The following is a 23,638-nucleotide window of genomic DNA, read 5'->3' on the forward strand; positions in this document are numbered from 1 at the left end:
CCTCTTTCTTCTTCAAAATGAATTTTTCTCCCTCATAACGGAACCGATTAGTATGATTACGAGGGGTTTGCTTTTTATAAAAAGCGGTTTTTAATCTTTATTTGATTAAGAATGTCATACAATTTATTTTCATAGTACAAGCTGATTAATTGTGATCTGGAGGTTATCTCTAATTCTTCAAACATTTTATTTACATAGTTACGAACTGTAGAAACACTTATATGCAGATTATCAGCTATTTCTTTATCTTTGAGACCTTGAGTTATATTCTTTATTATTCGCAATTCAACTTTATGTTGTTGTTCCCTGGTAATTAAAGATGATGTATCTGTTTTTATTATATCTTCAATTAATAATTTCTCACGATGCACATGTAACTCGTAGGAGATTTGATTAGCTAGCATCTCGGAAATCATTTTGAAATTTTCACTATCATCCGTTGTGATTATACCTACATAACCTTGCAATTCCTTATTTTTAATTTCATGGATGGGGGAAGATATGACACTAAAATCCTTCCCGTAGATTTGGTTTTTAGTTCTTACTGTAGTATTTTGCAATGTACTTAAAACAAATGCATTATTTTCAACAGATTCTTTTATAACCACTTTACATATATCTTCATTTTCAAAATTACTCTTAGAGTATAAAACATTTAGCTCTTTATCAAAGATAAATATAGAAGTTTCAAAATTAAATTTGAAATTCTTAATACTATTCAATACTTTTTTACTGATATAAATGATTTGATTTTTCAATTCCATATTCATACCTCATAGTTATAAAAGATAATATTTTTGGCATTTAAAAAGGGTGTGAAGGCACTGTATCTTTAACCCATCAGGTTACTTTTTTTCATGAAATAACCTATTTATTCTCCTCGTTTAACAATAAACTATTTTTCAGTATGATGGATTCCAAAAATGACGAATGCAATTTCAGAAATGATACCGGGGGTGCAAATGTGGACTTTCCGATAATTAACCTTTTTGTGACGGACCGACAAAGGTAATTTCGAAAGCGTAGTTAGAGCAGAATAGATCTAGTGGACAGAAGCTATAGGGCAATTCTATTAAATATAAAAAGGGCAGGTTTGCATTAATCTTTTTTCAAAACATGTCCTTTCCATGTTATTGTTTAGCGCCCCTAGGATTATCAGTGTTAATCGTAAAAACAAAATTCGACAAAGATTTCATGGCTGTTGTAAGATGAATGAAAAAGCCAGAAATGGGGTGAGTGAATTGGTTCATTTATTACCGTCGCTGTTTGAAAAAGTGGGGATCATCGTGATTGCTGCATTCCTGCTTTCTTATATGAAACCCTTTCGGCAAATGATAGGCCATGAACATGAAATGTCGAAGAAAATCATGTTTATCGCACTTTTTGGAACTTTCGGCATCATAAGTAACTATACAGGAATTGAAATCGGGAATCATGCCATACCAGAGGGTGCTTGGCATACTGAGATAGCTCCGGATAACGCGATTGCCAATACTCGGATCATGGGTGTGGCAATCGGCGGTTTGCTGGGGGGACCATTTGTCGGTTTGGGCGTGGGTTTGATTGCGGGGCTTCACCGTTATTCTCTCGGGGGTTTTACAGCGGTGGCTTGTGCGATCGCAGCGATTTTGGCTGGAGTCTTATCGGGGTTTTTGGGAAAAAGGCGCCGAAAGCATGGGACGATCACCCCTTGGTTTGCCCTCCCAATTTGCATGGCCTTGGAAGCGATCCAAATGGGGATCATACTAGTGACGGCCAAACCATTTGAAAAGGCGTGGGAGCTCGTACAAGTAATCGGTCTCCCGATGATCATCATCAACGGGTTCGGCACTTTACTATTCATGCTCATCATTCAATCGATCACGAGGGAAGAAGCACGGACGCGGGCCGTGCAAACGAACCTTGCATTCCTGATTGCGGATCAGACATTGCCCTATTTCCGGCAAGGGTTGAATCAAACTTCCTGTAAGAGAATTGCCCAAATCATCTTGGGGCTTACTGAAGCCGATGCCGTGGCCATTACCAATGAACATAGTGTACTTGCCCATGTGGGTGCTGCGTCCGATCACCATGTACCGAAAGTGGGAATAGCGACAGGCTTAACGAAAAAGGCCCTTGAACAAGGCAAAATCATCGTGGCCAAAACAAAAAAGGACATTTATTGTTTTCATGATCAATGCCCATTGCAGGCGGCCGTAGTCCTGCCGTTGCAGGTACAACAGAAAACGGTGGGGACTTTGAAGATGTATTTCAAGCATCCGGATAAATTAAGCCAAGTGGAGCAAGAGCTAGCGGAAGGATTGGCGAAACTATTTTCCACTCAATTGGAGCTCGCTAAAGCGGAAATGCAAACGAAATTATTGAAAGATGCTGAAATTAAGGCCTTGCAGGCACAGGTCCATCCTCATTTTTTATTTAATGCAATCAATACGATTTCCGTTTTATGCCGGATGGATGTCGAGAAGGCAAGAAATTTATTGTCGGAGCTCAGTGCCTTCTTTCGCTCAAATTTACAAGGGGCCCGTCAAATCCTGGTACCGCTTGAAAAGGAATTAGAGCATGTCAACGCTTATTTATCACTGGAGCAGGCCCGTTTTCCAGATAAATATCATATCGACTATCGCATTGAGCCAAGGCTTAAGGAAGTCCTCATCCCTCCATTCACGTTACAGCCACTTGTTGAAAATGCGGTACACCATGCATTTCCACATGTGAAAAACAAAGGTGAAATCATCATACACGCTTTTTTCAAAGACGATAAGATGCAGATTGTTGTGGCAGATAACGGGAAAGGGATTTCAAGCGGGAGATTAGATGAATTGGGTAAGCATGCTGTAGAATCGACTAAAGGTACAGGAACGGCCCTTCATAATATCAGTGAACGGCTGGATGGGATCTATAATGGTCAGGCCAGTCTCTCGATAGAAAGCGAAACGGGGCACGGAACACAAGTGAAAATATCAATACCACTCAACGAAAAAGGAGCATATGTCAACGATGATGAAAGCATTTATCGTAGAGGATGAACCACTGGCAAGAGATGAATTGAAATATTTACTGAAGAGAAGCAGGCAAGTAGAAGTTGTGGGTGAGGCCGAAGGGATAGAAGATGCCATGAGGGATATCTCCCACCTTAAACCTGATCTTGTCTTTTTGGATATTGAGCTAGCAGAGGGGAATGGTCTCCAATTGGCTAAGCAATTAGCGGAACTTAACCCTGCACCTTCGCTCATTTTTGCGACCGCTTATGATGAGTTCGCCCTCCAAGCCTTCGAATTATATGCGTTTGATTATCTATTAAAGCCGTATAATGAAAATAGGATTCGTCAAACATTGGATAAGCTAATGAAGCTGGGTAAAAACAGGGAAGATGGATCCAGAACAGCACCTCCAGCCAGTCGGACGGCGGTGGAACAGACAGGTAAATTGGCTGTAGAGATAGATGATCGGATTGTTTTGATCGACCGGGACACTATTTTATTCATAGGACTCATAGAAGGAAAGACGATCATTAAAACCGAGGAAAATGAATATAAAACCGGTGACCCTCTCATCGTACTTGAAAGGAAGCTCGACAATCGCTCATTTTTACGGGTCCATCGCGGTTTTATCGTGAATGTCATCCATATATCTGAAATACAGCCTTGGTTCAATTCGACTTTTAACCTCATTATGAGTGACGGATCAAACATTCCGGTAAGCCGCACCTATGTGAAGGAGCTAAAGCAGCTAATCGGTTTTTAAAAATTTTCACAATTCTGCATTTTATCTTCTATATAATGCAGCCCATCCCTCATTATCTGCATTATAACTTGAAAACCCATTGAATCCGCTTTCATCGTGATATCATCAGTTTACGATGTAAGTAATAGAGGGGGTTCAAATATGAATGCGGTTCCAATCGTCATAGGCTCCATTTGTATATTAATGATTGCCTACCGTTTATACGGGACATTCATAGCACTTAAAGTATTAAAACTAGATGATTCCAAGCCGACTCCTGCCCATAAATTAGAGGATGGAAAAGATTATGTTCCAACAAATAAATGGGTGGCATTTGGCCACCATTTTGCAGCCATTGCAGCGGCTGGTCCATTGGTGGGCCCAATCCTTGCTGCACAATTCGGGTATTTACCAAGTTTATTATGGCTTTTAATCGGGGCTGTAATCGGGGGAGCCGTCCATGATGCCGTCGTGCTTTTCGCGTCGATGCGTAAAGACGGAAAATCCCTATCGGAAGTTGCGAAAGAAGAACTTGGACCTGTAGCAGGCTTCTGTACAGGACTTGCGATGCTTTTTATCATTACCATTACGATGGCAGGACTTTCAATGGTCGTTCTGCATGCTTTGGAAAATAATCCATGGGGGACGTTTGCTGTCGGGATCACCATTCCCATCGCCATGGGTGTTGGGCTTTACCATAAAAAAACTGGCAATCTGAAAGGTGCGACCATCGTCGGGTTCGCGCTCATCATGGCCGGAATTTTACTTGGTCCGAACATTCAAGGAACGGCATTTGGTGAATTATTGACACTGGAAGCGAGCACACTTGCCATCATTTTGCCAATCTATGCTTTCTTTGCTGCCGCATTGCCTGTTTGGCTGCTGCTGGCACCTCGTGATTACTTAAGTACATTTATGAAAATCGGCGTATTTGCCGCATTGATTATCGGCGTTTTCGTGGTAAATCCAGAAATCCAATTTCCTGCGTTTACCGAATTCATTAATGGCGGGGGACCAATTGTAGCCGGACCTGTCTGGCCATTCATTTCAATAACCATCGCCTGTGGAGCGATTTCAGGATTCCATGCATTTGTTGGATCAGGCACAACTCCAAAAATGTTAAACCGATGGAGTGATATCAAATCCGTTGGTTTCGGAGCGATGCTTGTAGAATGTGTCGTTGCCATCATGGCCCTGATTGCTGCGGTTTCACTACAGCCAGGAGATTATTTTGCCATTAACTCCACACCTGAAGTATTTCAAACATTAGGCAAGGAAACCGTACACCTTAACGAACTCAGTGAAGAAATCGGCATGAATCTAGAAGGACGGACAGGCGGGGCAGTTACACTTGCTGTCGGCATGACCTATATTTTTACCGAAATACCCTTCTTTGACAAACTGGCTTCGTTCTTCTTCCAATTCGTCATCATGTTCGAGGCAGTGTTCATATTAACCGCAATCGATTCGGGGACACGTGTTGCCCGTTATTTAATCCAGGATTTCTTCGGGGAATTCTATAAACCATTAAAAAGAGTCGACTGGTTGCCAGGTAACATCTTCGCCAGTGCGTTAGCCTGCTTTATATGGGGATATCTTCTTTACTCTGGGGACATTGGCTCGATCTGGGCACTCTTCGGTGTATCCAACCAGCTCATGGCTTCGATTGGACTCATCATCGGTGCGACCGTCGTTTTGAAAATTGCAGACAAACGCTGGTATATCTGGACATGCCTCGTACCCCTAGCCTACTTATATGCAACCGTTAATGTAGCTGGGTACTGGATGGTGAAAAATGTATACCTGAATCCGGACTCTGCAGGATTCAGCATCTTGAACGGAGTATTATCGATCATCATGCTATGCCTAGGCTTGGTCATTCTCATTGCAGCCTTGAAAAAATGGCGGGAGCTTTGGAAAATCCCACAAGCAGAACTACTGAAAAGATCAGCATGATCATAAAAAAATCCGGGCGGAAGCTGCCCGGATTTTTTTTGTCCTTAGATTCCACACGAGAATGAAATTCTTTCATCGAAAAGCGTTTTACTGGTGAATTTGATCGATTTACTCGTGAGTTTGAGCAATTACTGGTGAATTGGCGGTTACTCGTGAATTTGATCGATTTACTCGTGAGTTAGAGCGCTCTATTACACGAGGTTGGCGGTTTTTTTAAAATGAAGGAACCTGAACCTTAAAAAGGAAAGTATCAATAACCCCAATTTTGTTAATGATAGCAAATGAGGAGGTGTGATACGATGGCAAAAGATGTTCTATGTGAAGTGAATAATTGTAAATATTGGGATTCTGGAAACAAATGCAGTGCAGATGCTATTTATGTTGTCAGTCATAAAGGGAACCAAGCATCAAATAGCAAAGAAACGGATTGCAAAACATTTGATCCAGAAATTTAAATCATCGGGGGTAACCATCAAACTGGTTACCCTTCTTTCATACTTTATTATTGATAATAAAAATCATTTTCATTCAAGATTATAGAAATTCATTTTATTTTTTCTTCAAGACTTAGTGAGTTTGATCGATAAATTCGAAAGTTTGACTGATAAATTCGAGAATTAAGGCGATATACTCGTGAGTTAGAGCACTTTACTCGTGAATTAAGCTGTTTACTCATGAGTTAGAGCAATTTACTCGTGAATTAAGCTGTTTACTCGTGAGTTAGAGCACTTTACTCGTGAGTTTGGCTGTTTTACTCGTGAATTAGAGCACTTTACTCGTGAGTTTGGCTGTTTTACTCGTGAATTAAGCTGTTTATTCGTGTGTTAGAGCACTTTACTCGTGAGTTAAGCTGTTTACTCATGAGTTAGAGCACTTTACTCGTGAATTTGGCTGTTTTACTCCTGAATTAAGCTGTTTACTCATGAGTTAGAGCAATTTACTCGTGAATTAAGCTGTTTACTCGTGAGTTAGAGCACTTTACTCGTGAATTAAGCTGTTTACTCATGAGTTAGAGCACTTTACTCGTGAATTAAGCTGTTTACTCATGAGTTAGAGCACTTTACTCGTGAGTTTAGCCGTATTACTCGTGAATTTGGCTGTTTTAATCCTGAATTAAGCTGTTTACTCGTGAGTTTGGCTGTTTTACTCGTGAATTAAGCTGTTTCCTCGTGAGTTAGAGCACTTTACTCGTGAGTTTGGCTGTTTTACTCGTGAATTAAGCTGTTTACTCATGAGTTAGAGCACTTTACTCGTGAATTAAGCTGTTTACTCGTGAGTTAGAGCAATTTACTCGTGAATTAAGCTGTTTACTCATGAGTTAGAGCAATTTACTCGTGAATTAAGCTGTTTACTCGTGAGTTAGAGCACCTACTCGTGAATTAAGTTGTTTACTCGTGAGTTAGAGCAATTTACTCGTGAGTTTAGCCGTATTACTCGTGAATTTGGCTGTTTTAATCCTGAATTAAGCTGTTTACTCGTGAGTTAGAGCAATTTACTCGTGAGTTTGGCTGTTTTACTCGTGAATTAAGCTGTTTTACTCGTGAATTAAGCTGTTTACTCGTGAGTTAAGCTGTTTACTCGTGAGTTAGAGCACTTTACTCGTGAGTTTGGCTGTTTTACTCGTGAATTTAGCAGTATTACTCGTGAATTTTGTTTTTTGACTTATATGTCTTCATGCACGTACTTTTAATCAAACTTCATTTCATTCTTTATTTCTTTACTTTTGAAATGGTCAGTCCATCACCGATCGGAATGAGCAGGGATTCCAATTGAGGATGATTGGCCACAGTTTCATTGAATGTCTTCATGAATGCAGTATAATGTTTAGGTTTAGCATCCTGGTCTGCGACACTGCCTCCCGCAAGTACGTTATCCATGACGATTAAAGCACCTGGCTCTGCCAGGCTAATGCAATATTTCAGGTAATTTTCATAATTGTCCTTGTCAGCATCTATAAAGAAAAATCGAGTTTTTCCAGGCTTAGCAGAGCTGCTCCGGTCATATATGATACTTGATCGCCAAAGCCCGCTTTGGATAGATTGCCATAAGCTAACTTTGCGTACTCTTCCTTTAATTCAAGGGAGGTTAATTTTCCTTCGCTGCCGAATCCCCGGGCAAGGCAAATCCCGCTATATCCCCCTAGAGCGCCTATTTCCAAAATATTTTTTGCCCCTGAAATGGATACAAGCATGGTAAGTAGTTTTCCGGATGAGGGAGATACCGATATGGACGGCATTCCGTTTTCTTGTATGGACGTAATGACTTCTTCCAAAAGGGCATCTTGGGTATAAAACACTGAATCGATATAACTGTTAATTTGTTTCATTGCTTTCAATTCCTTTCTCACTATTATTGGAAGTTTCCTTTTCTTCACTTTTCTTATCGGCTGCTTCACTTTCTTGTATTTCAAATAATTGAATAAATTCGTTGATTAACATATCAATGGCTTTTAATTCACCGACTAAGATTTGATTAATGGATTGAAACTCTGGTTTATCTAACTGTTCCTTAATGGTTGAACGTTTAAGGTTCATCATGTCTAAAAAGGCAATTGCCCGCCCTCGGCGAAAGGTTTTTGGACCATGGCCTTTGCCACTGTGATGCTCCCCACGGTGATGTCCCTCTTTCTTGAAATCCTTGAATTTTTCATTTCTCATGTTAAAACCTCTTTCTGTGTATACGTTTGTATACATTTTTAATCTCGTATTAAATGTATACAAACGTATACAAAATGTCAACGCATACAAATAGGAATAAAACATCTGCTCAAAGTACAAATTCGATTATCAATAGAAAAACAGATCACCATTAAACAGGTGATCTGTTTTTATTTTTGAACTTTATTAAGTAAATCTAAAAGCTGTTGTTTTTCCGTCTCATTCAAGTTGGCAAACTGTGATGCCTGAAAATGCTCTTGTTTTGGAACAACTTCATGAAAAAACTCTTTTCCTTCCTCAGTCAATGATAGGTATTTTGTTTTCCATTCCTGTTCCCGTTTAATCAATCCCAACTCTTCCATTTTCCTTAATAGTTGAGTGATATTGCCTTTTGTCACAAAAAGCTTGTTTGCAAGTTCTTGCTGAGACAATCGTTCATGGGAACCAATTTGAACCAAGATATCGAATTGGGCTGCCGATAGATTCCATTTTTTTAAATGTTGATTGGATTCCCGGATACTCTGGTTATATATTCGTGTTATTCGGAACCATAACATTAAACCCAGTTGTTCCTCATTATTAGATGTTGAGGGATTCGTTGTGTTTTCTTTCATGAATGTCACCTCATTCTTCTTTTGTCACACTCAGTTTATGAATAAACTAATTCGAAGTCAAATGCAAAAACTTCCAACTTCCATACAAAGAAACCAGTATTATCGTTTGATACTGGTTTCTTTGATTCCTTTATTATGTGGTCGTCAGTTTAGCAAAGATGATAAAAAACAGTGTTAATTCGCCTATTATCACAATATTCGGTACCACGACAATCAAATTAAAAATAAAAAAGACCGCTAAAATCCCTAAAAATAACCCTAAATGATATATTTGCAACCGCTGGTGCTTATGTCTATATTGGTGGAAAACAAAAGTGGTTGAAATGAAATAGAGCAATACGGAACCAAAAACAAAATAGAGGATAAATGAAAAATGGACTTCATGTAAAAACAATAATCTGATGGCTGCTGCAATCATGCTTATAGACATTAAAATAAACAGATGACCGTAAATGATGATTTGGCCGGAAGACTGTACAGACTTGTCGACTTTCTTCTCCATGTTATCGAAATATTGCCACCACATAGCTATTATCAAGGTAAATGAAATGATGGAAAAGGCTATCGAGTCCCAATTTCCTTGTTTAGGTTGAATTACGGCAAGAGTGCTGATAAGCGCTTCCCCAAAGAGAATGATGGTAAATAGACCAAAGCGCTCTAACAAGTGGGCCGTATTTGTAGGTACCTTTTCTAAGCATTTTTTTCCAAGGATTGGGACAATGATATCGATCAGGATGCCCAAATACAACACAGCATATCGAAGCCAAGAATCAAAAAGGACGGAGAATAATGAAATGACGATCCCAATCCAAAAATACCTTCCCAAAAAGAGTGCCGCTTTTTTTCGAAATCCCTCTTCTATTCGCTGTACAACAAGATATTGGATAGCAGTCACGGCTCTTAAGCCAATATAACCAATTAAAAAAGAAAGATAATAAGGATCAAAATCAGCTGATAAGCTTGATGTCATAATTAGGACAAAAAACATTTGCAGTATCAAAAATAGCCGTTGATGAAATAAATCCTTTCCAAACCGGTTAATAAAGATGGTTTGCCCTACCCAAGCCCACCAGATAGGAATAAAAATCAACACGAACTTCAATAAATACTCCGGATGGATATATCCATCTTCAACATGCAGTAAAACATGAGTTGCGCCCGCAACTGCCGCCACAAATAACAAATCATAAAAGAGCTCTAACCATGTGACTTTCTTTTCATCCATTTCTATACTCCTCCCAATACCCTTCTAGTTTATAGTATGTTGGAAATATTCAGAAAATGGAAGTGGGATTAATATAAGGAAGTTCTTTTTACCCAGCAATCATGTTACGCCATATTTAGATCACAAGCTTAATTAGGAATAACGTCACTTTTTTATAGTTGGTAGATTATGGTACTATAGGAGATGATTTCAAACAGGGAGGGATGTAGATGACTAGAACCATCGGCCTTATTTGCGGCAGTTTACGGGAAAATTCTTATAATCGAATCATTGCTCAATCATTGACAGATATGGTTGATTCTTATCAATTTCGCTGGATCGAAATTAATGATCTTCCTTTGTTTAACGAAGACTTGGAATTAAGTGGGGTTCCAGAAACAGTGACATCATTTAATTCCGCCATTCAGGACGTTGACGGTATCATTATCGTTAGTCCAGAGTACAATTCTGGAATACCAGGCGTATTAAAAAATGCATTGGACTGGGCATCAAGACCTCGGGAGTCCGCTGTTCTTACCAAAAAACCAGTTGGCCTGATTGGAGCTACTCCTGGGGGATTAGGTACTGCATTTGCTCAAATGCAAATCAGGCAAGTACTGGAAGCGATGCAAGTTCATGTTCTTCCATTTCAAAAAATGCTGATATCGCAAGTACATAAAAAGATTGATTCTGATCGGAAAGAGCTTACTGACGATCAAACAAAACGTTATCTTGAGCGTTATTTACAACAATTCATTCATTGGATCGATCACACTCCAGTTCTAGATTAATTACCAATAATCAATGATTCTTATTATATATATGATTGACAGGCTATAAGTTTATAGATAAACTTAAAACAACAGTCAGTTAAGTTATAAACTGACTGGAACCAACGAAGGAGTTGGGGGGAATTTCCCTACATATGAACTTTCTTCGATAGCTTTAATAAAAGGAGGACTTTAAAAATGTCTGATCTCTATTCTCGTCTTTCCAAAGATGATGCTGCCGTTCTTCTAGTGGATCATCAAACCGGTCTTATTTCCGGGCTAGTGCGTGATTATGGTGTTGATGAATTCAAGAACAATGTTATGGCTCTTGCCAACACCGCCAAGTTTTTTGATTTGCCAGTTATTTTAACAACAAGCTTTGAAAACGGACCAAACGGACCGCTGATGCAAGAATTGGAAGAACTCTTTCCTCACGCACCAAAAATAGCTCGGCCTGGACAAATTAACGCATGGGATAATGAAGATTTTGTTAAAGCAATCGAAGAAACTGGAAAAAAACAACTTATCATCGCGGGCGTGGTTACAGATGTCTGCGTTGCTTTCCCTGCACTTTCCGCTTTGAAAGCTGGTTATGAAGTATTCGCTGTCACTGATGCTTCTGGAACAGTCAGCAAACAGGTAGCTGATGCGGCATTATCGCGTATGGCCCATGGTGGTGTGCAGCTTATGAACTGGTTTAGCGTAGCATGCGAATTACAACGTGATTGGCGCAATGACGTTGAAGGTTTTGGTGCTTTACTTTCCAGCCAGCTTCCTGGTTATCAAAATATCATCGGAAGCTATAGGGGAGCGCAGCGCAATCTTAGCAAGCAGATATAACTCTTATACAAATGGTACTTTAGTTGAATAAAAGAGGGAGCTTTCTGTTCCCTCTCAGACTGTAGGCAAACCCGATGAAAATCGAGTCTGCCTACAGTTTTTTTAGTATTAGTACAATTTGTCCACTCCAGAGACACTCGCTTTCCGCGGACGGTCCGCTCGCGGCGCTCTTTGCGCCTGCGGGGTCTCCCTGGACACGCTTTTCCCGCAGGAGTCTTGCACACCCGTTCCAATTTTTAAAAACAATACTTGGTTATACTCCATGATTTTTTTATTGTTTTATATGGGATGAAACCTTATTGGATTGAAGAAATTAGCGACACTCCTGCCGGATAAATGGCTAGGCGAGACCCCACAGACGCTAGAAAATATGAACGTTGATTTTCCTTTCATTTTGATTTGATGAAAGATATGTTTAGCCCCTTTAAAACGGCTCATCATTCCAAAACCTCAGTTTCACCCAGAACCCCTTTCACGCTAGGTCTCATGACTTCACTGCGACTCCGAACTAAAAAACAAAAGATGTATGAAGTACATAATATCCTCTTCTGAATATAGTCTGTATTTAAAATTGATTACATGCGGTATTGTGCACAAATTTATAAAGAGTTTATTATTGTGCAGTACCCATGACAACATTCGGACTTAGAAACGCTATAATTCTAATAAGAAGTGAGATATCGTAGAAGCAGGGAGAGGGATAGAGAATGTTTTTAGATGAAAGAAGCGCCAATTTATTAAAACTATTACAGCATTCGCCCATTTCAAAAATGAAAGAACTTGAAGCCCAAACAGGTCTGACGAGAAGGCAAATACAATATGGTCTGAACAAAGCGAATGACTGGCTCCAATTTCATGGATATCAACCGATTCAATATAATCGTGAAATGGGCTACTCCTTTTCCGAAACAATCAGGGATGAAGAATTGAACGTAAAACTGACAAAACGCAATTATATATTTTCAGAGACAGATAGGGAAAAGGTTTTTTACCTCATGATCCTGTTAAGCCATGAAGAATTGTCCGTCTTTCATTTCCAGACAATCACCGGGCTTTCACGAAATACGGTGTTGAAGGATTTAAAAAGGCTTAAGGAGAAAAACAGGGACATAGCGCTCAAAATCCAGTATTCCAAACAAGATGGCTACGTGGTGATTGGGGAAAGCCGGGTAAAGAGATATATCATTGAACGTCTCGTGCATGATGTACTGAACAGTCCCAATAGTGAATTGATCATGGAGTGCATATGGGGAAATCACGAAAAGCAAATCAGCTCAATCCGGTTCCAGCTTGAAAGGATCGAGCGTAAATTAGGCATCACCTTTACGGATGAACGGCTTCATGAACTGAGCTATTTATTTTTATGTACAGATCAGCTCATAGGTAAAGGGGAAGAGTTACAAGCCGACCAGAGCTGGGCTCCGTTTGTAGCGACGGAAGAATACAAAATGGTTGAGGAAATGACCATGACGGATGCCTTTCAATCAGTGTGGAGCGAAACGGAAAACTTATACGCAACGTTACATTTACTGAGCATGAATCGAACGAAGGACATTTCCCCTCTTAAGGATGATGAAGTCATTCAACAGCTTTTGCAGGAAATCGTGGAAGAGTTCGAGAGGCTGGCGTTTGTTCACCTGAAAGACAAAGAGCAGCTATGCCAACAATTATACGTTCATTTTAAACCGGCATATCATCGCCTGCGGTATGGTCTCCCGCAAATGAACCCGATGACGGGACGGGTTCAGAAAGTATATCCTGAACTGCATCATTTGACAAAAAAATCCCTGTGGGTGTTGGAGAAAGAGATCGGCTGTCCAGTATCAGAAGAGGAAGTGGCATACTTCACGATCTATTTTGGCGGATGGCTGCGCAGGCAAGGAACCACATTGGATGATCGAAAACGGGCGATTGTCGTATGCCCGAATGGTATCGGCATCAGCAATATCCTCATTTATACATTGAGGGAATTATTTCCGGATATTTTGTTCCTTGATGTTCTGTCAGTAAGGAAAGCGGCTGAATACCCACTGTCGTACGACCTTGTTTTTTCAACGGTGCATATGAGAACGAAAGCGGCCTTATTCGTTGTACCGCCCATTTTGGAAATGCAGGATAAACATACATTGCGCCAGCAGGTCATGCAGGAATTGTATGGATATACGACGGAAAGTGTGGATGTTTCAGCTTTATTAAAAATCATTTCCAAGTATGCGACAATCCATGAACCGGATCAGCTTGAAAAGGCACTGCAGTCGAATGTGTATACTCACACGCCAAAAGTAACCCAATTTTCTTTAAAGGAGGCAGAGAAGCCTGTGTTAGAAGAACTGCTCAATATGCAAACGATTCAATTACAGCCGCATGTTTCCAATTGGAAAGAAGGCATTCAAGTCGCGGCCAAGCCTCTCGTGGACTTAGGAACCGTCGAAGAACGATATGTGGATGCAATGATCGAGGCCATAGAAACGAATGGCCCATATGTAGTGATAACGCCTGGAGTGGCGATTCCCCATGCACGTCCGGAGCAGGGGGTAAGATCTTTATCCATGAGTTTGCTGAAATTGGATGAAGCCGTGGACTTTGGTCCGGATAAACCGGTTCGCCTGATTATCATTTTGGCAGCCGTAGATAACGATTCGCATTTGCGGGCATTGATCCAGCTCACTCAATTATTGAATGAACCAGCCAATATAGAGGAAATCTTACGCACTTCAGATAAATCGCTCCTTATGGAGTACGTTCATAAATATTCGAAGGAGGAAGCGGAATGAAAATCATGGTAGTATGCGGAAACGGATTGGGCAGCAGCTTCATCATGGAGATGAATGTGAAGAAAGCATTGACGGAAATGGGAAAAACGGCCGAGGTGGATCATACGGATCTTACATCCGCAAAAACGGTTCAGGCGGATATTTTCCTGGGAGCGGCGGATATTGTCGGTCAGCTGGATGATGGAACCCGGACGATCGTCACACTGGAAAACATGATGAGCATCCCTGAAATCAAATCTAAATTAGACAAGCATGTAGGATAAAAAAAGGAGAGATTGATATGAAGAAAATCATGGTAGTATGCGGAAACGGATTGGGCAGCAGCTTCATCATGGAGATGAATGTGAAGAAAGCATTGACGGAAATGGGAAAAACGGCCGAGGTGGATCATACGGATCTTACATCCGCAAAAACGGTTCAGGCAGATATTTTCCTGGGAGCGGCGGATATTGTCGGTCAGCTGGATGATGGAACCCGGACGATCGTCACGCTGGAAAACATGATGAGCATTCCTGAAATCACATCGAAATTAGCGTCACATCTATAACAAGAAAACTTAAAAAAGAGGGGGAGAGGCAATGCTGGAACTTATCATGAATGACATCTTGGGTACACCTTCCATACTAGTGGGACTGTTTGCTCTCATTGGCCTGCTGTTACAGCGGAAATCCAGTGCGGATGTTGTATCTGGAACGTTAAAAACAGTCATGGGCTTCATTATCATTGGAGCGGGAGCGGCAGTGCTCATCGGCGCCCTTGATATATTCAGTAAAATGTTCGATCATGCATTCAATGTACAAGGCGTCATACCGAATAACGAAGCCATTGTCGCAGCCGCCCAAAGTGATTTTGGGACCTCGACTGCACTTATCATGGTTTTTGGTATGGTCGTCAATGTATTGCTAGCTCGTTTCACGCCATTTAAATATATATTCTTAACGGGGCACCATACCTTATTCATGGCTTGTTTACTTGCAGTCACCCTATCGGTCGGCGGGCTTGATGGATTTCCGCTTATCTTGGTCGGTTCCATTCTATTGGGGGTATGCATGGTGATGTTCCCAGCCCTCCTTCAGCCATACGTACGGAAGATCACCGGAAGCGATGATTTTGCCATCGGCCACTTCGGGACCATCGGATATTTTGTATCCGCGACTGTTGGAAAATGGTTTGGGAATAAGGAGAAGACGACCGAGCAGATCAAGGTTCCTAAATCTTTAGGATTCCTGAGGGACACATCAGTCGCCGTATCGCTTACGATGACGTTGTTCTTCGTGATCGTCGCTTTGTTTGCCGGACAGAACTATATTGAAACGGAATTATCCGGCGGTTCGAACTTCATCGTATTTTCTTTCATCCAGGCGATAACATTTGCAGCAGGGGTCTACATCATCCTTGCAGGGGTACGGATGTTAATTGCTGAAATTGTCCCTGCATTCAAAGGGATTGCTGATAAAGTGGCGCCGAATACAAAACCTGCATTGGATTGCCCGACCATCTTTCCTTTCGCTCCAAATGCAGTGATCATCGGATTCCTATTCAGTTTCCTGGCTGGCCTATTATCCATGTTCCTCCTCCCGGCAATCGGATTGAAAGTCATCGTTCCGGGGCTCGTACCGCATTTCTTTACCGGAGCGGCAGCGGGTGTTTTTGGAAATGCCACAGGAGGCAGACGCGGTGCGATGCTAGGATCATTTGCCAACGGGCTCATCATTAGTTTCCTGCCGGCGATACTCCTGGTCTTCTTGGGGGATGTAGGTTTTGAAGGAACCACATTTGGTGATTCGGACTTCGGTGTGGTCGGTCTCTTCATCCTAAGTGTCATGAAACTTTTAGGATTATCCTAAACTGTTATACTGATAAGGTACATGAAAAAACATAAATCAATGAAACCAACAGCCTAAGATCTTTTTGATAATGGGCTGTTGGCATTTTCATATCATTCGGATTTTAGAGGTGATTTGCATGACTAACAAGGCAATTGTGCTGGATTTGGATGGCACGACATTGAACGAAATGAATAAGGTTAATGAGACGCTGGAACAGTACATAGGCGAACTTAGGGAAAGAGGTAAGCTGATTTTCATTGCAACAGGAAGAACGCTGGAAGAAGTGAGGGACGTATTGCCGTCTGGTATGGAAGCCGATGGAATGGTGACAGCCAATGGAATGTCCGTATTCATCGGAAAGGAACAGATTGTCGAACACGCCCTGTCGCCGGAACTTGTGGAAGAATTAGTAGCCAAAGCAGGAGCTGGAGAGATTTTTTACGAAGTGCATCCGAACGCTGGAACACGGATGGCATTGCTTAAAGATAAAGACTATATGGTTAAACAAGGCTTGGTGCCAAAGCCCGAGACAGTCGATGAAAATGAATGGCTATCAAGACAGGATGCAGTGGATGACAAAATAAGATGGTCAGAACAAATGGATATAAGCAGCGTCGCCAAAATCTACTTTTTCAGCAATGAAATGAATACCATTCGAAAATGGAAAGCGGATTTGGGGAAAATCAAGCAATACAATGCCTTCACAACAGCTTCCTCCACCCATCACAATGTAGAAGTGACAGTGGAAGGCGTCTCAAAAGCAACAGGGGTCCAACTATTACTGAAGCATTTCCAGCTAGCACCGGAAAATATCCTGTCAGTGGGCGATGGTGAAAACGACCTTCCCCTATTTAGGCTCGCAGGACATTGCGTTGCCATGAAAAACGCCACTGACCTGGTCAAAGAACAAGCCGATGAAGTGACGGAGCATTCATATCGAGAAGATGGGCTGTATCGCTTTTTGAAGGGAAAGTTTCACTAAATAACCTGGAAAGCAAAGAAAATCCAATATTGTTTGTGAAATTTGCACGTTGATTGGAAAGCGAGTGCCCTACGTTCCAATCACCGATTTTTGCAAACTCAATTATTATCTATTGTCTACAAAAGAAGTACGGAATGGTCTTATCCCGAACCATGATATTAAATAAAGCAAGACTAGATGATTATTAATGTTTTTCTGGTTTTATGAAAGCCACAATGGATTGAAGAAATTTGCGACACTCCAGCCGGAAAAATGGCTAGCCAAGACCCCACAGGCGCTAGCTTTGATGCGGCTTGGCAGACAGTCGGCGGAAAGGGAGCGGATTTCTGGGATCAACTGAATCATTCTTATAATAAACTCCACCTCCATAAAACCCTCAAAAGGGGAAGCTTCTAATGAAGTATATCCTATTGAGGAAATGCTGATGGAAAGAAAATGAGGACGTACATTGATCAAAAGAGCAGACCTTAACGGGTCTGCTTTTTTTACTTTTTTTAAAGTTCAACTTCAAGCCCTTGCCGAATCGGTACTTCAACTTACTTCACGTAATCAATAAAATGCATGCAGGTTGCCTTAATGGCCATAATGATTTTTATTCACAAAATTTCATTAATATTGACGGTATCAATCGATGACTTTATCATAACAACAGGATAATGATAATCATTTTCAATTATGATTAACACGTTGGATAAGAAGTTAAATAGATATAGATGAGAGAAAGGGTGCAAAAAATGCGAGAATCTAAAAAAGTAAAAACATTTGGGGGAGGAGTATTAATCCTGTTATGGACTATTATGATGATGTTATCAGGATGTAATACCTCTCAAAAAACAACAGAAGCAGATAAGACATCTGCCGAAACAAAGAATCAAGAAATAAGGACGATTAAGCATGAAATGGGAGAAACGGAAATTAAAAATACTCCTAAAAAAATTGTTACCCTTGAGTTATCTTTCGTTGATTCTCTAAATGCTCTAGGAATAAAACCTATTGGGATTTCAGATGACAACAAAAAAGATATGATTACAAAACTTGTAGGTCAAGAAATGGATTATACTTCAGTGGGAACACGTGAACAGCCTAATTTAGAGGTTATCAGTTCTTTACAGCCGGATTTAATCATTGCAGATGCTGAGCGGCATAAAGGTATTTATAAAGATTTACAGCAGATCGCTCCTACCGTTGTCTTAAAAAGTCGGGAATCTACCTATCAAGAAAACTTGGATTCTTTCAAAACGATTGCAAAAGCAGTAAATCAGGAAGAGGCTGCAGATAAAAGATTAAACGAGCATGAAAAAACGATCAAAGAACTTAAATCAAAGTTAACAGTTAATTCAAATATGACGGTTTTACCTGCTGTTGTACGGGATACTTCATTCCAAGCTCATACTTCTTCTTCATATGATGGAGAATTGCTTGAACGAATGGGATTGAAAAATGCCATTCAGCAAGACCAACCACATGCTGAGATGAATCTGGAGCAACTTGTCGAGATTAATCCGGATGTGCTGCTTTTGGCGAACAATGAGGGAAAGTTACTTACTGATGAGTGGAAAGACAACCCTCTTTGGAAAGACCTCAAGGCTGTAAAAAACAAACAAGTTTATAGTGTTGATCGGGATTTATGGACGAGATACCGTGGTGTTGTATCCGCAGAGGCCATTGCTAAAGACACTTTAAACATTCTTGATAAAAAATAAGGAACAAAAGCGAAGTAAGAGATCCAATTCTTACTTCTCTTTCTATTAGTATGAAAATCTTGTTAGGAAGTGTGTTGTATAGTCAATGGAGACCGTAGTTAGAAGTAAAATGAAAGTGTATTGTACAGCTGTAGCCGGAATCGTTTTGTTAATTTTGGGAGTCCTAACAAGTATTTCTGTGGGCGCGGCCGACATAAATTTAGCAATGGTTTTGAAGTCCTTTTTTGAGATGGACTCGTCAAAAGAACAGGTTATTATAAGGACTCTTCGTTTACCTCGAGCTTTGGTTGGAGCATTGGTCGGTGCAAATTTAGCGGTGGCGGGTGCTCTCATGCAGGCTATCACCCGGAATTCATTAGCTTCTCCACAAGTATTTGGTGTTAATGCCGGTGCGTCATTTTTTATTGTTTCAGCTTTTGTTTTCTTTCCTAACCTTTCTTCCGTCTCTCTAGTTTGCGTTGCATTCATTGGTGCAGCAGTGGGAGGGATGGCAGTCTATTCTTTTGCTTCGGGAGGGGGAATGACCCAAGTAAAGCTGGCATTGGCGGGAATGGCTGTTCACTTTTTTTTATCTTCTTTAACGCAAGGCATGATCATCTTTAATGAACAAGCGAAAGATGTGCTCTATTGGTTAGTCGGATCTATTAATGGGAAAACATGGGCGCACGTTAACATGATTCTTCCTTGGTCTCTTTTTGGGCTATTCGTCGCTGTCGTGTTCTCTCGATCTGTTTCCGTCCTTGTATTAGGAGAAAATATGGCGCAAGGACTTGGGCAACGGGTGTACCGAATCCGTATTTTAGCAGGAATATTGGTCATTATTTTGGCAGGATCTTCGGTTGCCGTCGCAGGCCCAGTGGGCTTTGTTGGTTTGATTATTCCTCATATCGTCAGGAGGCTGGTGGGGGGAGATTATCGAAGAATCATCCCTTTTTCTGCATTATTCGGCGCTTTACTCTTAGTTTATGCAGATATTATCGCCCGGTTTATCGCTTATCCTTTTGAATCGCCAGTAGGAATTGTAACAGCTATGATCGGTGCGCCATTCTTCCTTTATTTAGCGAAGAGAGGGAGGAATATTAAGCAATGAAATTTAATCGAAAATCCGTGTTGAAACCCAAATTTCACCCTTATTCCATTCTCCTTATGCTTATGGTAATCATGCTGATTTTATCAATGGTGAGCCTGGGATTAGGGGCCATTTACATCTCACCTTTGGAAATCATCCAAAATTTCCTTGGAAATGGCATGCAAAGTCAGGCATTCATACTGCACAACTACCGGATACCCCGTATTTTGATTGCCGTGATAGTGGGTGCCGGATTGGCAACGGCTGGAGCCATTCTGCAAGGGGTCCTTCGAAATCCATTGGCTTCTCCCGATGTGATTGGGGTAACAAAAGGTGCCGGATTGGCAGCTGTTATCGTCATTGTTTTATTTCCGCAATCGCCAATTATCATTCTACCCCTTTCAGCTTTTATCGGAGCAGCGGTCATGGCGGCAATTTTGATGATATTTGTTTATAAAAAAGGGGCTCAACCAAATACAATAGCTTTGGTGGGAATTGCTTTAGGGGCAATATGTCAAGCAGGCATAGAGTATTTCATGGTCAAGTTCCCGGATGATGTGAATACGACTCTCTTGTGGTTAACAGGCAGTCTATGGGGAAGAGGATGGGATCAAGTATTCATGTTGCTTCCATGTCTAGTTCTTGTCCCGGTATTAATTGCATTAACTTCTAAAATGGATGTACTGAGCCTTGGAGACGAAATAGCTACAGGTCTCGGTGAAAGATCAAAATTACTGCGTTATATTTTACTAGGTGTTTCTGTCATTTTAATTGGAGTCTGTGTAGCTGCGGTTGGTTCCATTGGATTTATTGGTTTAATCGCCCCCCATATTGCCCGTAGAGTGGTTGGATCTAAATTCAAGGTTTTACTTCCTGCTTCAGCGCTCTTTGGTTCTATCTTTCTACTCGTTGCCGATAGCTTGGGCAGAGGATTGTTCCCTCCAATAGAAATACCCGCCGGAATTATCACTGCGGTGATTGGGGTGCCATACTTTTTATATTTATTACGTCGTGAACGAAAAATAACATAAGGAAGGCGGGAGATCATGACAACATTATCAGCAGAGCATCTTTCTCTCTCTTATGGATCAACTCAAATCATTGATAATATCGATTTAGAAATTCCTGAAGGTAAAATCAGTATAATCATAGGTTCCAATGGTTGTGGCAAATCTACCATTTTACGGTCTCTAGCTAGATTATTAATACCTCAGCAAGGCACGATCTATTTAGATGGAAAGGCCATTCATCAGCAATCTTCCAAGGAAGTTGCGAAGAAATTGGCTATTTTACCGCAAGCTCCGGAAGCGCCGGAAGATATAACCGTTAAAGATCTATGTTATTATGGCAGGCATCCACACAAAGGCTTGTTTTCGAGACAAACTCCAGAAGATCATGCCATTGTCGACCGTGCTTTATCTGCAACGAAAATGACTGAATTTGCTGATCGGACATTGGATGCATTATCTGGAGGACAAAGGCAAAGAGCATGGATTTCGATGGCTTTAGTACAAGAAACCGACCTTTTACTGTTAGATGAACCGACAACCTATCTAGACTTAGCACACCAAATTGAAATATTGGAATTACTGCGCGATTTAAACGTAACTTATGGGCGCACGATTGTCATGGTTCTGCATGATTTGAATCAAGCGGCACAGTATGCCGATCATCTGATTAGCATCGTTAAGGGAAAGATCTATAAAGAGGGACCGCCTGAAACGGTATTTACAAAAGAGATGATCAAGGACGTTTTTAGACTGGAATGCTGTATTATTGAAAATCCAGTTGATCAAACGCCTCTATGCATTCCAATTGGTTTATCTCAAGATCATTAGAATAACTATTTCTAATAAAGGTAGAGAATGCATTTAGAGTCTATCGGAGGCAAGAAAACATCAGGGGGATTTCCCATCCCCCTGATGTTTTTTCGTTCTTATTTATTTCCTGGAGCAGGTTGATCGACCCCTTTAATTCTATGTCTATGCCCATCATCTTCCGTTGTGTAAAAATCATAATAATGAACGTGCATTCCATTTCCAACCGGAATGGGTGGTCCCGAATATGCCTTATAATAATGGGAATGCCCATCCTCAAATAACACATATCCTTCAGTATAATGAATATGTCCTCCCTCTTGTGATGGAATTGGCGGGGATGTTACATCCAAACATTGATGGACATGGCCGTCCGCTATGGAAGTATAATCAACAGATCCATGATTATGATGTGGTACAAACCCAGATACAAAATCATTTTTCCCTACACTATTCAATCTCTTCCCCCCTTGTACATAAATTTATAAACTATATGCTTGGAACAATAAGAAGATTCTTAACGAGAAATTCATGGAAGATGGGATCATAAAGCGGAAAACCAGAATCATCATAAAATAAACCACAGTTAAATGATAAAATAGATAGACTTATACATAAAAGGAGACTTATTATTTTGGAAGCCAAATGTGTTACATTCTATGAGTTTGGGAATCCGCAAAAGGTTTTAAAAGTTGAAAATAAACTTATTCAAAAACCTTTCGAGGGGGAAGTCCTCGTTCGGATGACCACACGTCCGATTAACCCGTCTGACTTGCTGCCCATTCGCGGTGCCTATTCCCACCGAATCCCCTTACCTGCCATACCTGGTTATGAAGGTGTCGGCATTGTAGAAGAGGTGGGTCCATTGGTTTCGAAAGAGCTGATAGGCAAGCGTGTACTGCCTTTGCGTGGTGAAGGGACCTGGCAGGATTATGTTAAAGCATCTGCGGAGCTGGCCATCGTCATTCCTGATTCGATTGAGGACCATATAGCAGCGCAATTATATATAAATCCGATAACCGCGTGGCTAATAATCACAGAAGTATTAGCATTGAAACCGGATGATGTATTACTCGTAAATGCTTGCGGATCTTCCATTGGCCGTTTATTTGCCCAGTTATCCAGGATTCTTGGTTTTAAGCTGATTGCTGTAACGAGAAACGATAAGTATACGGAAGAGCTGCATGAACTTGGTGCTGCATATGTAATCGATACGTCCCAATCATCCTTGCATGATACCGTGATGGAATGGACGAATGGGCGCGGAGCGAATGCGGCCATAGATTCAGTGGGCGGCATTGATGGTTCAGAGCTAGCTTTTTGTGTTCGGCCTAACGGCATCTTATTAACGATTGGACTTTTATCAGGAAAGTCTGTAAATTGGGCGGAAATTTCACAAAGGACAAAAGTGAATGTTAAAATGTTTCATCTTCGCCATTGGAATCAGCAGGCTTCCGTTCAAACCTGGCATGAAACGTTTAACCTTTTGATGGGTTTCATTGCTGATAAAAGATTGATGTTCATGAAGCCGGATTCCTACTACGGCCTTCAAGATGTGCAAGAAGCCATTCGTATCACCGAAACCCCTGTGGGCAATAGAGGGAAGATTTTTTTAAGCAGCTGATTTTTCCTGCTGAATTTGCAATGGGCATTTCTATGTGGTTTGCTGATTGAACGGACATATTGAAGGAAGCATTCAT

21 protein-coding genes and 1 pseudogene are annotated in these 23,638 nt (G+C 40.9%); 16 read left to right on the plus strand and 6 right to left on the minus strand.

What is annotated here, in order from left to right; genetic code table 11:
• Nucleotides 1–74 precede the first annotated feature (74 nt).
• On the minus strand, nt 75–764 hold the full coding sequence (locus QUF94_RS05640; protein WP_289314979.1) for a response regulator transcription factor: 690 nt from the start codon (nt 762–764) through the stop codon (nt 75–77).
• 444 nt (nt 765–1,208) lie between these two features.
• Here QUF94_RS05640 and QUF94_RS05645 point away from each other — a divergent pair, with 444 nt between their 5' ends.
• From QUF94_RS05645 to QUF94_RS05660, 4 genes are all read left to right on the plus strand, one after another.
• Nucleotides 1,209–3,026, plus strand: a complete 1,818-nt coding sequence (locus QUF94_RS05645; protein ID WP_289314980.1) for a sensor histidine kinase — start codon at nt 1,209–1,211, stop codon at nt 3,024–3,026.
• Entirely contained in the window at nt 2,998–3,744 is a 747-nt protein-coding gene (locus QUF94_RS05650) for a LytR/AlgR family response regulator transcription factor (RefSeq protein WP_289314981.1), read from the plus strand. The genes QUF94_RS05645 and QUF94_RS05650 overlap by 29 nt, the downstream gene beginning before the upstream one ends.
• Before the next feature lie 141 nt (nt 3,745–3,885).
• The gene (gene cstA, locus QUF94_RS05655) at nt 3,886–5,679 is read left to right on the plus strand and encodes a carbon starvation protein CstA (protein ID WP_289314982.1); all 1,794 of its coding nucleotides are present in this window, start codon (nt 3,886–3,888) and stop codon (nt 5,677–5,679) included.
• 299 nt (nt 5,680–5,978) lie between these two features.
• Complete coding sequence (locus QUF94_RS05660) at nt 5,979–6,134, plus strand: DUF1540 domain-containing protein (protein WP_065310844.1); 156 nt, start codon at nt 5,979–5,981, stop codon at nt 6,132–6,134.
• Nucleotides 6,135–7,388: 1,254 nt separating this feature from the next.
• Here QUF94_RS05660 and QUF94_RS05665 read toward each other — a convergent pair.
• The 4 genes and pseudogenes from QUF94_RS05665 to QUF94_RS05680 all read right to left on the minus strand — a co-directional run bounded on the left by QUF94_RS05665 (nt 7,389) and on the right by QUF94_RS05680 (nt 10,175).
• A pseudogene (locus tag QUF94_RS05665) lies at nt 7,389–8,005 on the minus strand (O-methyltransferase).
• Nucleotides 7,992–8,336 (minus strand): hypothetical protein, encoded by a 345-nt coding sequence (locus QUF94_RS05670; protein WP_289314983.1) that lies wholly within the window; start codon nt 8,334–8,336, stop codon nt 7,992–7,994. Before QUF94_RS05670 ends, QUF94_RS05665 begins: the two are co-directional and overlap by 14 nt.
• A 170-nt stretch (nt 8,337–8,506) precedes the next feature.
• On the minus strand, nt 8,507–8,950 hold the full coding sequence (locus tag QUF94_RS05675; RefSeq protein WP_289314984.1) for a MarR family winged helix-turn-helix transcriptional regulator: 444 nt from the start codon (nt 8,948–8,950) through the stop codon (nt 8,507–8,509).
• 133 nt (nt 8,951–9,083) lie between these two features.
• The gene (locus tag QUF94_RS05680) at nt 9,084–10,175 is read right to left on the minus strand and encodes a low temperature requirement protein A (RefSeq protein WP_289314985.1); all 1,092 of its coding nucleotides are present in this window, start codon (nt 10,173–10,175) and stop codon (nt 9,084–9,086) included.
• 209 nt (nt 10,176–10,384) lie between these two features.
• Here QUF94_RS05680 and QUF94_RS05685 point away from each other — a divergent pair, with 209 nt between their 5' ends.
• The 11 genes from QUF94_RS05685 to QUF94_RS05735 all read left to right on the plus strand — a co-directional run bounded on the left by QUF94_RS05685 (nt 10,385) and on the right by QUF94_RS05735 (nt 21,959).
• A complete protein-coding gene (locus QUF94_RS05685) occupies nt 10,385–10,945 on the plus strand; it encodes an NADPH-dependent FMN reductase (RefSeq protein ID WP_289314986.1) in 561 nt (186 codons plus the stop codon).
• Nucleotides 10,946–11,122: 177 nt separating this feature from the next.
• Entirely contained in the window at nt 11,123–11,764 is a 642-nt protein-coding gene (ycaC, locus tag QUF94_RS05690) for an isochorismate family cysteine hydrolase YcaC (RefSeq protein WP_289314987.1), read from the plus strand.
• Nucleotides 11,765–12,471: 707 nt separating this feature from the next.
• Nucleotides 12,472–14,538, plus strand: a complete 2,067-nt coding sequence (locus tag QUF94_RS05695) for a BglG family transcription antiterminator (RefSeq protein ID WP_289314988.1) — start codon at nt 12,472–12,474, stop codon at nt 14,536–14,538.
• On the plus strand, nt 14,535–14,801 hold the full coding sequence (locus tag QUF94_RS05700; protein WP_289314989.1) for a PTS sugar transporter subunit IIB: 267 nt from the start codon (nt 14,535–14,537) through the stop codon (nt 14,799–14,801). Before QUF94_RS05695 ends, QUF94_RS05700 begins: the two co-directional genes overlap by 4 nt.
• A 17-nt stretch (nt 14,802–14,818) precedes the next feature.
• Nucleotides 14,819–15,085, plus strand: coding sequence for a PTS sugar transporter subunit IIB (locus QUF94_RS05705; RefSeq protein WP_053347686.1), 267 nt, complete (start codon nt 14,819–14,821; stop codon nt 15,083–15,085).
• Between the two features lie 31 nt (nt 15,086–15,116).
• Nucleotides 15,117–16,385 carry a PTS ascorbate transporter subunit IIC gene (locus tag QUF94_RS05710; protein ID WP_289314990.1) on the plus strand — a complete coding sequence of 423 codons (1,269 nt, stop codon included), beginning with the start codon at nt 15,117–15,119 and terminating at the stop codon, nt 16,383–16,385.
• Between the two features lie 118 nt (nt 16,386–16,503).
• On the plus strand, nt 16,504–17,349 hold the full coding sequence (locus QUF94_RS05715; RefSeq protein WP_289314991.1) for an HAD family hydrolase: 846 nt from the start codon (nt 16,504–16,506) through the stop codon (nt 17,347–17,349).
• A 734-nt stretch (nt 17,350–18,083) separates the two neighbouring features.
• Nucleotides 18,084–19,052 (plus strand): ABC transporter substrate-binding protein, encoded by a 969-nt coding sequence (locus QUF94_RS05720; protein ID WP_289314992.1) that lies wholly within the window; start codon nt 18,084–18,086, stop codon nt 19,050–19,052.
• An 85-nt stretch (nt 19,053–19,137) separates the two neighbouring features.
• On the plus strand, nt 19,138–20,142 hold the full coding sequence (locus QUF94_RS05725; RefSeq protein ID WP_289314993.1) for a FecCD family ABC transporter permease: 1,005 nt from the start codon (nt 19,138–19,140) through the stop codon (nt 20,140–20,142).
• Nucleotides 20,139–21,152, plus strand: coding sequence for a FecCD family ABC transporter permease (locus QUF94_RS05730; protein WP_289314994.1), 1,014 nt, complete (start codon nt 20,139–20,141; stop codon nt 21,150–21,152). The genes QUF94_RS05725 and QUF94_RS05730 overlap by 4 nt, the downstream gene beginning before the upstream one ends.
• 15 nt (nt 21,153–21,167) lie before the next feature.
• Nucleotides 21,168–21,959, plus strand: a complete 792-nt coding sequence (locus tag QUF94_RS05735; RefSeq protein ID WP_289314995.1) for an ABC transporter ATP-binding protein — start codon at nt 21,168–21,170, stop codon at nt 21,957–21,959.
• A gap of 98 nt (nt 21,960–22,057) precedes the next feature.
• Here the strand turns inward: QUF94_RS05735 and QUF94_RS05740 are convergent, their stop codons facing one another.
• A complete protein-coding gene (locus QUF94_RS05740) occupies nt 22,058–22,396 on the minus strand; it encodes a YmaF family protein (RefSeq protein WP_289314996.1) in 339 nt (112 codons plus the stop codon).
• Nucleotides 22,397–22,572: 176 nt separating this feature from the next.
• On the opposite strand from QUF94_RS05740, the gene QUF94_RS05745 reads away from it, so the two are divergent.
• Nucleotides 22,573–23,562, plus strand: a complete 990-nt coding sequence (locus QUF94_RS05745; protein ID WP_289314997.1) for a zinc-dependent alcohol dehydrogenase family protein — start codon at nt 22,573–22,575, stop codon at nt 23,560–23,562.
• Nucleotides 23,563–23,638: the final 76 nt, after the last annotated feature.

This window comes from Peribacillus sp. NJ4, from assembly GCF_030348345.1.
Taxonomy (GTDB): domain Bacteria; phylum Bacillota; class Bacilli; order Bacillales; family DSM-1321; genus Peribacillus.

Excerpts from the sequence above, each read along its gene's own strand:
- QUF94_RS05695 (WP_289314988.1), top strand. The coding sequence starts at position 12,472 with ATGTTTTTAGATGAAAGAAGCGCCAATTTATTAAAACTATTACAGCAT.
- QUF94_RS05725 (WP_289314993.1), top strand. The coding sequence starts at position 19,138 with ATGGAGACCGTAGTTAGAAGTAAAATGAAAGTGTATTGTACAGCTGTA.
- QUF94_RS05645 (WP_289314980.1), top strand. The coding sequence starts at position 1,209 with ATGAATGAAAAAGCCAGAAATGGGGTGAGTGAATTGGTTCATTTATTA.
- QUF94_RS05730 (WP_289314994.1), top strand. The coding sequence starts at position 20,139 with ATGAAATTTAATCGAAAATCCGTGTTGAAACCCAAATTTCACCCTTAT.
- QUF94_RS05705 (WP_053347686.1), top strand. The coding sequence starts at position 14,819 with ATGAAGAAAATCATGGTAGTATGCGGAAACGGATTGGGCAGCAGCTTC.
- QUF94_RS05675 (WP_289314984.1), bottom strand. The coding sequence starts at position 8,950 with ATGAAAGAAAACACAACGAATCCCTCAACATCTAATAATGAGGAACAA.
- QUF94_RS05720 (WP_289314992.1), top strand. The coding sequence starts at position 18,084 with ATGCGAGAATCTAAAAAAGTAAAAACATTTGGGGGAGGAGTATTAATC.
- ycaC (WP_289314987.1), top strand. The coding sequence starts at position 11,123 with ATGTCTGATCTCTATTCTCGTCTTTCCAAAGATGATGCTGCCGTTCTT.
- QUF94_RS05685 (WP_289314986.1), top strand. The coding sequence starts at position 10,385 with ATGACTAGAACCATCGGCCTTATTTGCGGCAGTTTACGGGAAAATTCT.
- QUF94_RS05715 (WP_289314991.1), top strand. The coding sequence starts at position 16,504 with ATGACTAACAAGGCAATTGTGCTGGATTTGGATGGCACGACATTGAAC.
- QUF94_RS05735 (WP_289314995.1), top strand. The coding sequence starts at position 21,168 with ATGACAACATTATCAGCAGAGCATCTTTCTCTCTCTTATGGATCAACT.
- QUF94_RS05660 (WP_065310844.1), top strand. The coding sequence starts at position 5,979 with ATGGCAAAAGATGTTCTATGTGAAGTGAATAATTGTAAATATTGGGAT.
- QUF94_RS05670 (WP_289314983.1), bottom strand. The coding sequence starts at position 8,336 with ATGAGAAATGAAAAATTCAAGGATTTCAAGAAAGAGGGACATCACCGT.
- cstA (WP_289314982.1), top strand. The coding sequence starts at position 3,886 with ATGAATGCGGTTCCAATCGTCATAGGCTCCATTTGTATATTAATGATT.
- QUF94_RS05650 (WP_289314981.1), top strand. The coding sequence starts at position 2,998 with ATGATGAAAGCATTTATCGTAGAGGATGAACCACTGGCAAGAGATGAA.
- QUF94_RS05640 (WP_289314979.1), bottom strand. The coding sequence starts at position 764 with ATGGAATTGAAAAATCAAATCATTTATATCAGTAAAAAAGTATTGAAT.
- QUF94_RS05700 (WP_289314989.1), top strand. The coding sequence starts at position 14,535 with ATGAAAATCATGGTAGTATGCGGAAACGGATTGGGCAGCAGCTTCATC.
- QUF94_RS05710 (WP_289314990.1), top strand. The coding sequence starts at position 15,117 with ATGCTGGAACTTATCATGAATGACATCTTGGGTACACCTTCCATACTA.
- QUF94_RS05680 (WP_289314985.1), bottom strand. The coding sequence starts at position 10,175 with ATGGATGAAAAGAAAGTCACATGGTTAGAGCTCTTTTATGATTTGTTA.